15 protein-coding genes are annotated in these 14,519 nt (G+C 66.7%); 10 read left to right on the top strand and 5 right to left on the bottom strand.

The window, feature by feature from the left end; all coding sequences use genetic code 11:
- Positions 1-68: 68 nt before the first annotated feature.
- From AC5Y2S_RS14105 to AC5Y2S_RS14090, 4 genes are all read left to right on the top strand, one after another.
- Positions 69-317, top strand: a complete 249-nt coding sequence (locus tag AC5Y2S_RS14105) for a dsRBD fold-containing protein (RefSeq protein ID WP_499956728.1) — start codon at positions 69-71, stop codon at positions 315-317.
- 99 nt (positions 318-416) lie between these two features.
- Positions 417-965 (top strand): YceI family protein, encoded by a 549-nt coding sequence (locus AC5Y2S_RS14100; protein WP_499956727.1) that lies wholly within the window; start codon positions 417-419, stop codon positions 963-965.
- An 82-nt stretch (positions 966-1,047) separates the two neighbouring features.
- A complete protein-coding gene (locus tag AC5Y2S_RS14095; RefSeq protein WP_499956726.1) occupies positions 1,048-1,497 on the top strand; it encodes a VOC family protein in 450 nt (149 codons plus the stop codon).
- Positions 1,494-2,228 carry an SDR family NAD(P)-dependent oxidoreductase gene (locus tag AC5Y2S_RS14090; RefSeq protein WP_499956725.1) on the top strand — a complete coding sequence of 245 codons (735 nt, stop codon included), beginning with the start codon at positions 1,494-1,496 and terminating at the stop codon, positions 2,226-2,228. The genes AC5Y2S_RS14095 and AC5Y2S_RS14090 overlap by 4 nt, the downstream gene beginning before the upstream one ends.
- A gap of 141 nt (positions 2,229-2,369) precedes the next feature.
- On the opposite strand, the gene AC5Y2S_RS14085 is transcribed toward AC5Y2S_RS14090, so the two are convergent.
- Entirely contained in the window at positions 2,370-3,527 is a 1,158-nt protein-coding gene (locus AC5Y2S_RS14085) for a Zn-dependent alcohol dehydrogenase (RefSeq protein WP_499956724.1), read from the bottom strand.
- Positions 3,524-4,750: a cytochrome P450 gene (locus AC5Y2S_RS14080; protein WP_499956723.1), complete on the bottom strand. Its 1,227-nt coding sequence runs from the start codon at positions 4,748-4,750 to the stop codon at positions 3,524-3,526. The genes AC5Y2S_RS14085 and AC5Y2S_RS14080 overlap by 4 nt, the downstream gene beginning before the upstream one ends.
- Before the next feature lie 146 nt (positions 4,751-4,896).
- Here AC5Y2S_RS14080 and AC5Y2S_RS14075 point away from each other — a divergent pair, with 146 nt between their 5' ends.
- The 4 genes from AC5Y2S_RS14075 to AC5Y2S_RS14060 are packed head-to-tail and all read left to right on the top strand — an operon-like array spanning position 4,897 to position 8,411.
- A complete protein-coding gene (locus AC5Y2S_RS14075) occupies positions 4,897-5,256 on the top strand; it encodes a Rieske (2Fe-2S) protein (RefSeq protein ID WP_499956722.1) in 360 nt (119 codons plus the stop codon).
- Positions 5,253-6,290, top strand: coding sequence for an amidohydrolase family protein (locus tag AC5Y2S_RS14070; RefSeq protein ID WP_499956721.1), 1,038 nt, complete (start codon positions 5,253-5,255; stop codon positions 6,288-6,290). Before AC5Y2S_RS14075 ends, AC5Y2S_RS14070 begins: the two co-directional genes overlap by 4 nt.
- The gene (locus tag AC5Y2S_RS14065) at positions 6,290-7,438 is read left to right on the top strand and encodes an amidohydrolase family protein (RefSeq protein WP_499956720.1); all 1,149 of its coding nucleotides are present in this window, start codon (positions 6,290-6,292) and stop codon (positions 7,436-7,438) included. The genes AC5Y2S_RS14070 and AC5Y2S_RS14065 overlap by 1 nt, the downstream gene beginning before the upstream one ends.
- A gap of 13 nt (positions 7,439-7,451) precedes the next feature.
- Complete coding sequence (locus AC5Y2S_RS14060; protein ID WP_499957047.1) at positions 7,452-8,411, top strand: alpha/beta hydrolase; 960 nt, start codon at positions 7,452-7,454, stop codon at positions 8,409-8,411.
- Positions 8,412-8,420: 9 nt separating this feature from the next.
- On the opposite strand, the gene AC5Y2S_RS14055 is transcribed toward AC5Y2S_RS14060, so the two are convergent.
- On the bottom strand, positions 8,421-9,089 hold the full coding sequence (locus AC5Y2S_RS14055; RefSeq protein WP_499956719.1) for a hypothetical protein: 669 nt from the start codon (positions 9,087-9,089) through the stop codon (positions 8,421-8,423).
- Positions 9,086-9,880 carry an Rv1363c family protein gene (locus AC5Y2S_RS14050; protein ID WP_499904350.1) on the bottom strand — a complete coding sequence of 265 codons (795 nt, stop codon included), beginning with the start codon at positions 9,878-9,880 and terminating at the stop codon, positions 9,086-9,088. Before AC5Y2S_RS14050 ends, AC5Y2S_RS14055 begins: the two co-directional genes overlap by 4 nt.
- 154 nt (positions 9,881-10,034) lie before the next feature.
- Here AC5Y2S_RS14050 and AC5Y2S_RS14045 point away from each other — a divergent pair, with 154 nt between their 5' ends.
- Together AC5Y2S_RS14045 and AC5Y2S_RS14040 are read left to right on the top strand one after the other, a co-directional pair.
- Complete coding sequence (locus AC5Y2S_RS14045; protein WP_499956718.1) at positions 10,035-11,186, top strand: acyl-CoA dehydrogenase family protein; 1,152 nt, start codon at positions 10,035-10,037, stop codon at positions 11,184-11,186.
- Positions 11,183-12,421: an acyl-CoA dehydrogenase family protein gene (locus AC5Y2S_RS14040; RefSeq protein ID WP_499956717.1), complete on the top strand. Its 1,239-nt coding sequence runs from the start codon at positions 11,183-11,185 to the stop codon at positions 12,419-12,421. The genes AC5Y2S_RS14045 and AC5Y2S_RS14040 overlap by 4 nt, the downstream gene beginning before the upstream one ends.
- 6 nt (positions 12,422-12,427) lie before the next feature.
- On the opposite strand, the gene AC5Y2S_RS14035 is transcribed toward AC5Y2S_RS14040, so the two are convergent.
- Positions 12,428-14,383, bottom strand: a complete 1,956-nt coding sequence (locus AC5Y2S_RS14035; protein WP_499956716.1) for a SpoIIE family protein phosphatase — start codon at positions 14,381-14,383, stop codon at positions 12,428-12,430.
- Positions 14,384-14,519 lie beyond the last annotated feature (136 nt).

Raw genomic sequence — 14,519 nt, 5'->3', positions numbered from 1 at the left:
AGTCACCAGTATGCGGCGCGCCGGTCGATGAACGTGAAAATGACTCTGTCCCGCACCATGATTCGGATATGTACTACGCCAATAGCACTCAATCTGCTACACAGCAAATGATCACGCTGGCGATCGACGAGCACCACGGACGGACGTGCGCCAAGGTCGAGCTGGAATGGGGCAGTTCCCATCTGGCCGGGGTGGGCGTCGCGTATCGTCATCCGGCCGACCGACTGGCGCGTGAAGCCCGCCACGAACTGGCGACCGCCCGGGCGCTGTCGGACCTGGCTGACCAGGTTGCCGCGTTAGCCCGCGCCACCAACTGAGCGCCGGTAGGTCGCCGGGAATAAATTCGGACTATAGTCCACTTAGCCCTGGGAAGGGCGTCGGGCAGGCCGTCGCCCCGAACAGGAAAGACGGAAAACATGACTGCAACCGCAACGACTCAGGTCACCTCCGGCACGTGGGCGATCGACCCGGTGCACTCGTCGATCAACTTCTGGGTACGTCACCTGATGGTCAGCAAGGTACGAGGCAGCTTCGATAACTTCAGCGGCGCGATCGTGATCGCCGACGACGGCACGCCGTCAGTCCGGGCAGAGATCGCGGTGGATTCCGTCAACACCGGCAACGGCCAACGCGACGCCCACCTGAAGTCGTCCGACTTCTTCGATGTCGACAAATTCCCCGTCGCGACATTTACTTCCAGCTCGGTGGAGTCGAACGGCGACAGCTACGTGCTCCGCGGCGACCTCACCATCAAGGGCGTGACCAAACCGGTCGCCTTGGACCTCGATTTCTACGGTGTGAATCCGGGCATGGGCCACGGCGAAGTCGCTGGCTTCGAGGCCTCGGTCGTATTGAACCGCAAGGACTTCGGCATTGACATCGACCTGCCGCTGGAAACCGGAGGCGCGGTCGTCGGCGACAAGGTCACCGTCACACTCGAGATCGAGGCGCTCAAGCAGGCCTGACACCGCGCTGGTGAGGACGCCGGGCCGGGAATTCACGTCGAATGATCGGCCCGGCGGCTCCAGAAGCGCCTAATGTGGGCGCATGCCGGGTATTCACCACACCGCGATCTGCACCGCGGACGTCGAACGCTCGACGAAGTTCTGGCGCGACGGCCTGGGCTTTGCCGAGCTGTTCGACCACACCTTCGCCGGGGACTGGCCGGAACTGTTCGGCGCCAAGACCGATCGCCTGCGCTCGATATTCCTCGGGGATCCGCGGACCCCCGACACCGGGATCGTCGAACTGGTCGTCTTCGAGGGCGGCCCGGACGCCGACGACGCCCCTGCCGCCCCCGAACGCCCGCGGCACGGCTTCTTCCTGCTCTCCCTGCAGCGCGAGGTCGACGAGACTCTCACGGCCTTGGCGGCATTGGGTTTCGCCGACGGCGTGCGTCGCATCAGCGTGCCGGCCCCGGGCGGCAAGACCGTGCCGATGGCGGTGATCACGGCGCCGGACGGTGTGCTCGTCGAGTTGATCGGGCCCCCGCAATGACGGCGCTGGTGACCGGCGGCGCGTCGGGGATCGGACGTGCGGTCGCGGCACGGCTGCGCGAGGCGGGTCACGCCGTCGTGGTGTGGGACCTGTCCGGCGGCGACATCGCCTGCGACGTCAGCGATCCCGACGCGGTATCGGCGGCGATGGAACAAACCGTGCGCGACCACGGTGTGCCCACCCGCATAGTCACCTGCGCCGGGATCGGAGCGTCGGGCATGCTGCTCGAACAGCAACCCGCGGCCTGGGAACGGGTGTTGGCCGTCAACCTCACCGGCACCTGGCTGACCATCCGCGCCGGGGCCCGGGCCATGATCGACGCCGGCGCGGGCGGCTCCATCGTCGCGGTCTCGAGCATCAGCGGCACCCTCGCCGACCGCGACATGGGTGCCTACTGCGTGTCTAAGGCCGGCGTGGACATGCTGGTGAAGGTCGCCGCGGTGGAATGGGGCGTGCACGGCGTCCGGGTGAACGCCGTGGGGCCGGGCGTCACGCGGACACCGATGCTGGCGAAGCCGGAGCAACTCCCGGGCTGGGTCGAAGGCCTGTCCGAGCGGACGGCGTTCGGCCGCCTGGGCGAGGCCGCCGACGTGGCCGGGGCGATCGTCGGAGTCCTCGAATTGCCTTGGGTGACGGGTCAAGTCGTGCACGCCGACGGCGGCTTGGCGCTGCACAGCCCGATCGACGCGTACGGTCAGATGCAGCGGGTGATCGGCCGCAAGGGCAATTAGTTGCGCCGAGAGTGCGTTCAGGATTTTGAATGTGCGGTGGCGGCTTTCGGCGTGTGCTCAGGGCGGGGTTTCGGCGATTTGTCCGCCCAGCACTCACTTACAGTGCCCACGATTCACAATCAACGTGATGGGCCGCAGGGATTAGCTGATCCCGTAATCGATGATGCCGCGGACGATCTTGCCGTTGAGGAGGTCGTCGTAGGCGTCGTTGATGTCGTCGAGGCGGTAGCGCCTGGTGATCATTTCGTCGAGCTGCAGCTGGCCGGTCTCGTAGAGCCGGGCCAGCCTGGCGACGTCCGCCTTGGGGTTGCAGGAGCCGAATATGGTGCCGGCCAGGGTCTTGTTCATCAGGATGAAATCCTGCAGGTCGATCTTGACCGATCGGGTCAACTGCGAGGTCATGCCGGTGAGCACGCAGGTCCCACCCTTGCGGGTGAGCTGCACCGCGTCGCGCACGTCCTCCGGCGTGATCAGTGACGGCGACAGCACGACGGCGTCGGCCATCACGCCGTAGGTGAGGCCGCGCACCAGGTCGAGCGCTTCGGCGACCGTCGACGCGCTGTGCGTCGCGCCGAATTGCAATGCCGATTTCTGTTTGAACTCAACGGGATCCACGGCGACGATCTGTGCGGCGCCGTTGATTCGGGCGCCCTGGATCGCGCCGGTGCCGATGCCGCCGACGCCGATCACGACGACGGTGTCGCCCGCGCGCATGTTGGAGCGGTTCGCGACGGAACCGTAGCCGGTCGGGATGGCGCACGACAGCAGCGCGCTGGGCGCCAGCGGCAGGTGCGGTTCGATCTTCACGAGCGAATTCGTCGACACCACGGTGTGTTGCGCGAACGCACCGACCTTGGCGATGTGGCCCAGGTTTCGACCGTCGGCGGTGTGGTGGCGAAAGGTGCCGTCGGTGGGCATCCCCGGGACCATGGTGCCGATGCCGACGTCGCAGAGGTACTCGACGCCGGTCGCGCACCAGCGGCATTGCCCGCACACCGCGACGAACGACATCACCACGTGGTCGCCCGGCTCGAAATCGGTTACGCCCTCGCCGACTTCACGCACGATGCCCGACCCCTCATGGCCGCCGATCATCGGGAACATGGTCGGCAGGCCGAGGGATCGCATCACCTCGTTGGGCGCCGACATGTCGCCCTTGAGGATGTGGTCGTCGGAGTGGCACAACCCGGCGGCGGCCAGCTGAACCAGGACTTCGCCGGCGCGCGGCGGGTCCAACTCGAATTCCTCGACGGACCACGGGCCGCCGACGTCGTGCAGGATCGCGGCGCGGCTTCTCATGCGGCCGGGGCGAAGGTGACCGGAAGCTTGTTGGGCGAGCGGAAGGTGAGCCCGACGATCCTGGACTCCTCGCCGCTTCCGTCGTCGGGCAGCAACGCCAGATTCTTGACCCGGTCGAACAGGCTGTTCAGCATGACCCTCGTTTCCAGCCGCGCCAGGTGCATGCCGAGGCACATGTGAATGCCGGCCGCGAAGGCGATGTGGGCGTGGCGCGGGCGGTGGACGTCGAACGTGTTGGGGTCGGACCAACGGCTTTCGTCCCGGTTGGCCGAGCCCATGCACATGTCCACCTGTGCGTCGGCCGGGATTGTCTTGCCGCCTATTTCGATTTCCCGGGTGGTGGTCCGCATGACCATCGTCAGCGGAGTTTCCACCCGCAGGCCCTCCTCGATCGCGGCCGGAATCAGCGACCGGTCCCGCTGGACCATCGCCAGCTGCTCGGGGTGGGTCAGCAGCAGGTACAGCAGGTTGCCCGACGAGCGATATGTGGTTTCCAGGCCGGCCGGCAGCAGCAGGCGTAGGAACGCGATGATCGCCTCGTCGCTGAGCTTCTCGCCGTCGATCTCCGCGGCGACCAGGTCGCCGATGATGTCGTCGGTGATCTTGCGGCGCCGCTGCTCCACCTGATCGAGGAAGTAGCCGTGCAGCTCGGCAGCCGCGTTGAGCCCGGCCACGATGTCGGTCGGAATCGAGATCAGGTCGAGCGACAAACGCCGGAACATGTCGAGATCCTCAGGGGGCAGCCCGAGCAGCACGGAGATGATCCGGGTGGGAAATTCGAACGTCAGCGCCTTGACCAGGTCGGCGTGGCCTTCATTCTTGATCTCGTCGATCAGCCGATCGCACACCGGCCCGATGACCGACGGCTCCCACCGCTCCAGCGCGGTGGCCCGAAAGGCCTTGGCCACCAGGCTGCGATGGTCGTGGTGTTCCTTGCCGCCCATCGCCAGGATGGTGTGGCCCATCACCAATCCAATGGTCTTGTCGTAGCTCGCCGAGGTGAAGACGCGGTCGTCGCGAAACGCTTGGAACAGGCCGTCGTAGCCGAACAGGACCCATTCGTCGTTCGGCCGCAGCTCCTCCGGCATCTGCGAGTGGTCCGCCAGGGAACCGTGCCAGACCGGATCCGTGCGCCTCATGTATTCGAAGAACGGGTAGGGGCTGGTTTCCCCGGTGAGGTCGAGGGTGACGGGCTGGCCGTCCGGGTCCGTGCCGAGCGTCATTCGCGCTCCTCCTGAGCCACCGGTAAGGGCGGATACGTGTGCCGAGGGAATATCGCTATCATAATATAAATAGCAACGAAGCCCAACGGCTTGTGGTCTTTACCGTAATGCGCACAGTATTGACCCGAGGAGGCGGTGATTCTCAGGTGCCCAACCGGCGATTCGTGTGCACGCTCGACGAGCTGCCGCCCGGCGGGATGAAACTTGTCGACGTCGGAAAGTTCGGCGTGGGCGTCTACAACGTGCGCGGTGAGCTCTACGCGATCGTCAACTACTGCTCACACGAGGGCGCCCCGTTGTGCCTCGGCCTGATCGGTGGCACCAACGAACCGGCCCCCGAATCGCCGGACGGGATGCGCCGGGTTCGTGACGGCCAGATCGTTCGATGCCCTTGGCACAATTGGGAATTCGACGTCACCACCGGTCAGAACGTCGCCGATCCTCGGCGTCGCGTCCGCACCTACCGGGTCGATGTCACCGACGGTGAGGTGTATCTGACGGCATGATTATCGACGCATGCGTGCAACCGCACTTCCGGTCCAACGCCGAGATACGCCGCTATCTCCCGGCCGCGCACCAGCTGCGGTCGATCCCCGACGTCGAGCAGCAGTGGTATCAGGCGCCCGGCGGCGACTACCGGGAGGACCTCTACGGCGAGCACTACCCGGGTTCGGATCCGGAGACCGTGAGCCGGCACCTGTTCGATGACATGGGCGTCAATTACGCCATCCTCAACCCGCTGACCCGGGGCAACATCGCCGATTACCTGCTCAACAGCCGAATCTGCGCCGCGGTCAACGACTGGTTGCTCGACCGTTGGCTGGAGCCCGACACCACCGAGCGGTTCCGCGGCACCATCCGCGTCAACCCCGAGGACGCCCGGGGCGCGGTCGCCGAGATCGAGCGCCTCGCCGGCCACCCGAAGCTGGTGCAGGTCGGCGTGCCCATGCAATCCCGCGAGCCGTACGGCAAACCGATGTTCGAGCCGATCTGGGAGGCCGCCGCCGCGCACGGGCTGCCGGTCGCGGTGCACATCAACGGCGGCAACGGCGTCGACCACCCGCCCACCTTCGCCGGCCACGCGCACACCTACCCGGGATACGCGGCGTTCATGCCGCTGAACTACTTCGTGCACCTGGCCACGCTCATCATCGAGGGCGTGTTCGGCCGGCACCCCGATCTGAAATTCGTGTTCGCCGACGGCGGCTACGACATCCTCACCCCGCTGATGTGGCGGCTGGACACGTTCTGGCTGTCGATGCGCGACCAGACGCCCTGGGTGGACCGCTATCCCAGCGAATACCTGCCCGGCCACGTCCGGTTCTGCTCGTCGGCTTTCGACGGGCCGACGGAGGCGGACGCGGTGCAGCGCTGGATGGACTTCACCGGCAAGTCCGACCTGCTGATGTACGGATCGAGCTATCCGCACTGGTCCACCTCGGCGCCGGACGCGATCGCCGAGGGGCTGGATGCCGCCCAGCGTGACAAGGTGTTGTGGCGCAACGCCAGTGAGCTCTACGGGCTGAAGGAGCGTGTCTGATGACAACGATCGAGCGACTCGACTCGCCAACCGGTCAAGAAGACGAGATAGCGGTCACCATCGTCGACACCGATGTGCACCCGTTGCCGGTCTCGAGCGACGTGCTCAAGTCCTACGCGCCCGCCGAATGGGTGGACCAGATCTGGCCGACGGGCAACGCCGTCAGCCCCGTCCCGCATTTCTACGACACCCCGGATTCGTACAAGACGTCGTCGCTACGGATGGACGCGTGGCCGCCCAATGGCGGAGCCGCCGGCAGCGACCCGGATTTCGCCGCCAAGCAGTTGCTGCTCGATGCCGGTGTCAGCATCGCGACGCTGGAGCCGATGTGCGACGCGCAACTGCCGCAGGCCGAACACGTGCTCAAGTCGACCTACAACGACTGGCTCGCCGACGTCTGGCTGGACAGGTACAACTGGCACGGCCGCTGGCGCGGATCGATCAGCGTCAGCGCCCAGACCCCGGAGCGGGCCGCCCGCGAAGTGGAACGATGGGCGGGACACCCGTACATGGCCCAAGTGCTGATGACACCCCAGACGCGTGGAATCCCCTTCGGCAACCCGCATTTCGACCCGCTCTACGAGGCGGCCGCGCGGAACGGGTTCCCCATCGCCACCCATTTGATGGGCCAGACTCCTTTCGAACTGATACCGCTGTACCCGGTCGGCAACCCCGCGCACTGGCACGACTTCTTCGCATCCTGGCCGCTGCTGTACGTCTCGCACCTGATGAGCCTGGTGTTCGACGGCGCGTTCGATCGGCACCCGGACCTGCGGGTGGTCTTCGTCGAAGGCGGCTTCACCTGGGCGATGCCGGTGATGTCGCGGATGGACCGGATCTGGGAGGCGCGCCGCGGCGACCTGCCCCACGTGCGTCGCCTCCCGTCGGAATATGTGCGCGAACACGTCCGGTTCACCACCCAGCCGCTGGAAGACGCCGACACCGTCGAATTCCGCGAGTACCTGGAGATGATGGACTTCGGCGACAACCTGATGTTCTCGACGGACTACCCGCACTGGAGCTACGACTCGCCGACCTACGCGATCAACCGGTTCCCCGCCGACCAACGGGAGCGGATCATGCGCGGCAACGCGACGGCTCTGTACGGGCTACCGGCGACCGTGAAGGCGCTTCCCGGCGAACGGTGACACGGTGGCCGATCTGACGCAGACCAACATGACGCGGCCGCAAGGTCTTAACCGGATCGACCCGGTGCTGCGGGAGGCAGCGATCGAGCTGGGCGTCGTCGAGTTCCGCGCCGAGACGCTGGCCGTCGAGCGGAAAGAGGCCAATGCCCGCGCCGCCCAGCGGGCCGCGGCCGCCGAAACCGACGGTGTCACCGTGGAATCGCGAGCCATCGCCGGCCCGGGCGGCCAACCGCTGCGCATTCGGTTGTATCGTGGGGGCACGGGATCCCGGGCGCCCCTGGTGGTCTACGCCCACGGCGGTGGCTTCGTGACGGGAAACCTGGACACCGATCACGCGCATTGCGTGGAGCTGGCCCGTGCCGCCGACTGCCTTCTGGTCTCGGTCGACTACCGGCTCGCACCCGAAAGTCCATGTCCGGCCGCGCTTGACGACGTGGAAGCGGCCTTCCGCTACGCCGTCGACAACTGCGCCGACCTGGACGTCGACCCCAGCCGCATCGCGGTGATGGGCCGGGACGCGGGTGCGGCGCTGGTCGCGAGCCTCACCCAGCGCATGTTCGACGAGGAAGGGCCGCCGGTGCTGGTGCAGATCCTGCATCAGCCGATGCTCGATTCCGATGCCACCCCGTCGCGACGAGAGTTCCAGCGCACGCCGGGTCTCAACGGTCCGGCAGTGAGCCGGGCCTGGGGCCACTACCTCGGCCACGCGACCGCGAGCGGTCAACACGTCCCCGCGCACCGGGCCAACCTCGAGGGGCTGCCGCCCACGTTCGTCAGTTGCTCAGAGATCGACCCGTGCCGCGACGAAGCCATCGACTATGCCAACCGGCTACTGCACGCCTACGTCCACACCGAATTACACGTTATTGCAGCGACATTCAACGGCTTCGATTCACTGGTTCCCGATTGGGTTGTTTCCGAGGAGAACCGGGCGCTGCACGCCCAGTCGTTGCGCCGCGTGTTCGCCATGTAGCGGCCGCGTCTAGACCGGGGTGAACTTGGTGATCAGCCATTTGCCGTTGATCTGGGACATCCGCACCAGGATGCTGCTGACGGCCACGGACGGTTGGGCGCTGTCCTTGGTCGTGGTGACCTGGTCGACGAAGACCAGAACGGCGGCCGAATCGGGATGCAGTTCGGATACCGCGGCGCCGGTCACCTTGGCCTTGGTCTTCATCGACTTCTGCCTGGCCATCGGTGCAACCGTCTGCTGACTGAATTGGTCGAAGTACGAAAGGAATTCCCCGGCGAGGTGTGACTTGGCGGTGGCGAAGTCCTGGTCGAGTGAGTCGGCCGAATAGGACAGCACCGCGGTCGTTGCATCCGAGGCGGCGCTGGCGACCGAGCGGGCGACGGTCGCATCGGTCTGCTGATCGGGCCGGTACCACTCGAAGTACAGCCAGGTCGCCACGACCCCCGAGACCAGCAGGAGCACAACCAGCACCGCCGCAATGACTTTGCGCGCCCTGGGCGAGAGGGCACGGCGCCGGCGCTCGGTCGGCGCGGCCTCGTCGGCCTCGGCGTCATCGGCCTCGTGGGCCTCGTCGTCGGCGCCGTCGTCGATGGGCTCCTCGGCCACGGAGTCTTCTTCGGCTGGTTCGGTGCTGGGTTCCGTTCCGGCCGAATCGATGTCGCGCACGTCTTCGGTCACGGCACGTACTCAACTTTCGACATTTTGTACTTCCCGCCTACGTCGGCGACCGTCACCCTGAGGCGCCACATTCGCGGTGGTTCGTCCTTTCCGGGCGGGGAATTGGTGACTTGCGATGTCGCCGAAACCAATACCACCGCCGAGTTGCCGTTGAGGGACTCCAGGGCGGCGGCGTGCACCGTTCCTTCCGTGACCGCCTTCGATGCGATGACCACCGATATGAAGTCGTTGGCCCGCTGCTGGAAATCGGCTTGGAATTCGCCGGTGGACCCGTCGATCACGCGCTGGACATCGGCTTTGGCCTTGTTGAAGTCCAGCGAGATCATGTTGAGGACACCCTGCTTGGCACCTGCGACGAACGCCGCTTCCCGCTGCTGGTGCTCGGTGGTATCGCGATGTTGAAGGACCATGTACGCGCTGGAGCCGGCGAAAGCGATGATGCCGATGACGGCGGCGATCGCGGCGAGCAACGGCATCCGTCGTCGCCATCCGGCTTGCTCGGTTACGGACTCGTCGTACTCGTCCTCGTCCCAATCCTCGCCGTATTCTTCGTCGTCCTCGTAGTCGTCCTCGTCCTCGTCCTCGGCGTAATCCTCATCCGCGTCGTCGTACACGTCGGGGTCCGGCAAGCCGAGGGCCTCGCGTCGCAGCCGGGCGGCGCGGGCGCGGGCTTGGGCCGCGGCGGCAAGCGCCGCGGCCGCGGCGGCCTCCGCCTCGGCCTCTTCGAGCAACGCCTGCGCGTCGGCCTCCGATGGGGCCGAATGATCGGGCGTTTCGTTGGCCTCAGCCACCGCGATTACCGCTCGTCATGGTCATTATCGATTGGGCTCCGGTATCTCTTACCGTACTGCTCATTGCTAACATCAGAATCCCCAGTGAACTCCGACGAGAACCGACCAGGCGGATGACCAACCTCGCACACTTCCTCCCGAATCCTCCGGCATCATGACCGCTGTCGACTCTCCCGAAAAGATACTCTTTGCTTCCACAACCCAGGCCTTTCTGCAAAAAGAAGCGCCGCTGAGCCGCGTCCGCGAACTGCACGCCGCGGGACTGTCCTTCGACCCGGCGTGGTGGCGGCGCGCCGCCGAACTCGGGTGGACCGCCCTGCTCGTTCCGGAGGAACTGGGCGGCGGCAGCGTCTCGGACAGCGGCGTGGTGGATCTGGCCATGGTCGCCGAGCAGCTCGGCAAGACGGTGGCGCCCGGACCGCTGTATCCGGTCAGCGTCGTGGTCGCGGCGCTCGCCGAGTGCCCGGATCCGCGGGCGCACGCCGAGACCATCGAATCGCTGATGTCCGGTGAAACCGTGGCCTCGTGGGCGGTTTGCGAGCCGGGCAGGGGCTGGGCGCCGCTGGATCCGTCGGTGACGGCCACTCGGACCGAGGCCGGCTTCCGCATCGACGGCGCCAAGGACCGCGTCGAGGCCGGCGCCCAAAGCGGGGTGCTGTTGGTCGTGGCGCGATGCGACGAGGGCATTCGTCAGTTCCTGGTGCCAACGGACGCGCCGGGTGTTCGGATCGCGGCGCAGCAGTCGGTCGACCTGGTCAAGCAATACGCGAGGGTGGATTTCGACGGGGTGGTCGTGGAACGGTCCGCCGCGGTCGCCGGCCCAACCGAGGCCGCTGCCATGATCGGTCGGCAGAGTCAGCTCGCCCAGGTGCTGCAGTGCGCCGAGGTGGTCGGCATCCTGCAAACGGTCTTCGACCTCACGGTCCAATGGGCGCTGGACAGGCATACATTCGGCCGCCCGCTGGCGTCCTACCAGGTCCTCAAACATGGCTTCGCCGACATGAAGTTGTGGCTGGAAGCGTGCCGTGCCACCACGTCGGCGGCCGTCGCCGAGGTTGCCGCGCGCTCGCCGAAAGCGGGCTTGTCGGCGAGCATCGCCAAGTCGTATGTCGGCGAGATGGCGGGCCGGATCGTTCAGGCCTGCGTGCAGATGCACGGCGGCATCGGCGTCACCTGGGAACACGACCTGCACCTGTACCTGAGGCGGGTCACGTTGTACCGCTCCATGTTTGGCACGCCCGAGGAGCACAACCTGAGGGTATACGAGGCGGAGAGAGCGGCCCGATCGGTGACGAACGCCCGATGACGACGCCCTCTGAGTCGATTGCCGAATTCGCCGCCCGGGCCCGAGTGTGGTTGGCGGACAACCTGCCCGCCATCGACCCCGAGTTCCCGCCGCCCGCGCCGCGCGACGACGAGAGATCCTGGAACCGGGCCCGCGAACTGCAAAAACGGCTCCACGAAGGGGGATTCGCCGGCATCTGCTTTCCCCGTGAGTACGGTGGCCTGGGCCTGGACTACGAATACCAGAAGGCATTCGACGCCGAATCCCTCGGCTACGAGATGCCGCTGATCCTGAACACCCCGACGTTCACCATCTGCTGCGCCACCCTGCTCGACACCGGAACCGAGGAGCAGAAGAAGCGCCACATCGCCGCAGCCCTGCGCGGCGATGAAGTCCTGGTGCAACTGCTGTCCGAGCCCAGCGGCGGGTCGGACCTGGCCGGTGTCATCACCCGGGCCGAGCGCCAGGGTGACCGTTGGATCATCAACGGCGCAAAGACGTGGAGCACAAGCGCTTTCGCCGCCGACTATGGATTGTGTCTGGCGCGCACCGACTGGGACGCGCCTAAGCACGAAGGCCTGACCATGTTCCTGGTGCCCATCGGCCACCCGGGAATCACGTTGCGGCGCATCACCATGCTGAGCGGGTCCACCGAGTTTTGCGAGGAGTTCCTGGACGGGGTGGACGTCGGTGACGACGCCGTCGTCGGCGAGGTCAACGGCGGCTGGGCGGTCGCCTCGCGCCAGCTGTACCACGAGCGCCGGGCGGTTGGGCAGGGTTCGGAGTTCGCCAGCGGCGCCGGCCACGAAGGCGGCCACACGACGCCGGTCGACTACGTCGCCCTTGCCGAGAAGATGGGGCAGGCCGACAACGAACGAGTCCACGAGATGGCCGGCCGGGTGCTCGTGCAGCGCGCGGTGGGCGAGCAACTGATCGATCACGTGTACCGCAATGTCCGAGATGGCGTGCTGCCCGCGGCCGCGGGAACCCTCATCAGGCTCTTTCACTCCGAGACGGTGACCATGGACATGGACACCGCGTTGGCGATCACGGGAAGCGCCGGTGTGGTGGGAGAAGTCGGCGAAGGCCTGGAGGCCGGACTGCGGTACCTGTCCCGGCAGAATGTCGCCATCGGCGGTGGCACCACCGAGATGGCCCGCAACGTGATCGGGGAACGGGTGCTGGGCTTCCCCCGCGAGTACGCCGCCGACCGCGGGGTGCCGTTCAGCCAGGTTCGGCACGGCCAGGGCCGCTGACCAGCCTTAAGGATCGCTGTTGGCCACCGGCATTTGGACCAGTGACAAGACGTGGTGCGCCGGGGTCCCGGGCGCGGCCACCAGCACGAGGCCACCACCCTGCGTTTGGGCTCGGTCGCGGGCGGCGGCCAGGGCGCTGACGCCCGCCGACCCGAGGTGGGTTACCCCGCTGAGGTCGACCGTCAACGACGCTATGCCGGAACGGCTTTCGACCGCGATCTGTCGGTCCAGGGTAGCCGCGGTGGCCGCGTCGACGTCCCCGCTGACCACGATGCGGCCGGCCTCGCCGACCATGGCGACGAATTCGGCGTTGACCGATCGTGGGCGGGTTGAGCGACTGACGGTCGTGTCGGTGATGAAGTTCGCCGGCCGCGACAGGCGGTGCGTCAGGGTTGCCGTCGTCCCGCCGTCGCCATGGGTGACCTGAGCCCTGTCCACCAACGCTTCGGCCATCGCCAGTCCGCGCCCCCGGCCCCCCTCGCCCTCGCGGTGGTCCTTCCACCGCCCCTGGTCGACAACCGAGGCGTGCAGGTTGCCGTCGCCGGTCAGCGCCGTCTCGACCACGATCCATTTCGAAAGCCGGTCGGAAACCGTTGTCGCGTAACCGTGCTCGATCGCGTTCTCGACGAACTCCGAAACCGCGTGGACGACGTCACAGATGTCGTCGAGGTCGGCGCCGATTTCCGACAGCCACTCACGAAGCTCGGCGCGGACGGCGCGCGCGGCATGGATAGTCGCGTCCAGCGTGATCCGCAGAGGTTCGGGCGGTGTGCGCCGTTGCGCCGCAAGCAGTGTGACGTCGTCCTTGTAGCCCGTCGACCGGAGCAGCAGTTCCAATGTCTCCGAACAGATGCGGTCGATCGGCCGGCCCGGCGCATCGATGACGAAGCCGCCGGTGCCGCCCGCGATGGTCGCGGTGAGCTCGGCGAATTCCGCGGTGCTGGCGCCCAGCCGCCGGCCGGGACGCTCGATCAGGCCGTCGGAATACAGCAAGACCGAGTCGCCCACCTCGAGGACCTCGGTGCGCACCGGGAATCCGGTGCCGCTGCCGAGCGGACCCGCACCCGTCGGCTCCGCGTACCGCGAGCTCGCGCTGGCGCTCACCAGCAGCGGCGGTGGGTGTCCCGCTGTGCAGTACTGGAATTCGCCGGTGGCGAAATCTAGCGAACCGACGCACACGGTGGCCGACTTCGACCCCGGAACCTGTTCGTGAAAGCGGTCGACCGCCTCGAGCGCTTCAACGATGCTGTGGCCCAACAAAATCTGCATCCGCAGCGCGGTGCGCAATTGCGACATCACCGCGGCGGCTTCGACGCCGTGGCCGACGACGTCGCCCACGACAAGCACCAGCCGATCACCGAGGGCCATTGCGTCGAACCAGTCGCCACCGGCCGCGGTGTCCTCCGCGGCGACGAGGTACTCCGCGGCGATGTCGGCGCCGGGAACGATCGGCACCGACGGAGCCAGTAACGCCTGCTGCATCACGGTGGCCGAATCGCGGGCGTTGCGGTAGCGCTGGGACAGCTCCTCGATGCGCTCCTCGGCGGCCAGCCGCGCCCGCACCCGGCCGGTGACATCGTCGAAGACGATCTGCACACCGTCGACCGATCCGTCGTCCCCACGGCGAGGCGTGACGACGAAGTCGAAATACCGCTCCTCGATTCCCGATCCGTCATAGTCGGCCTGTAGCCGCCACTCCGTGCCGGTTTGCGGTTCGCCGGTTACGTAGACCCGGTCGAACATCTGGTAGATCTGCTGGCTCTCGAGCTCGGGGAAGACCTCGCGCGCAAGCTTTCCCACGGGATTGCCGGTCGGGTTGAAGCTCCGGTAGGCCGCGTTGACCGCGACAAACCGGTGATCTGGCCCCTTCAGCCCGACCAGCATTGCGGGGACATTCTCGAAAATGCGGCGAACCTCGTCGGCCGCCCCAACGGTTTTGTCCCAGTCCTTTTCGGCGACCACCCGGCCGTCCCTTCTCGGGAACCCTTTTTACGGAGCCATAACCAGAGTCACATAACCCGTCGAAATACATGACGTCCGCACACTTCTATACCCAGATTATCAACGCGCGGTAGGAGTCGACGGCAACAGTTTGCTA

Source organism: Mycobacterium sp. NGS69, from assembly GCF_059812165.1.
The sequence above is the reverse complement of the archived record's forward strand: the minus strand, read 5'-3'. Positions and strand labels throughout refer to the sequence as shown.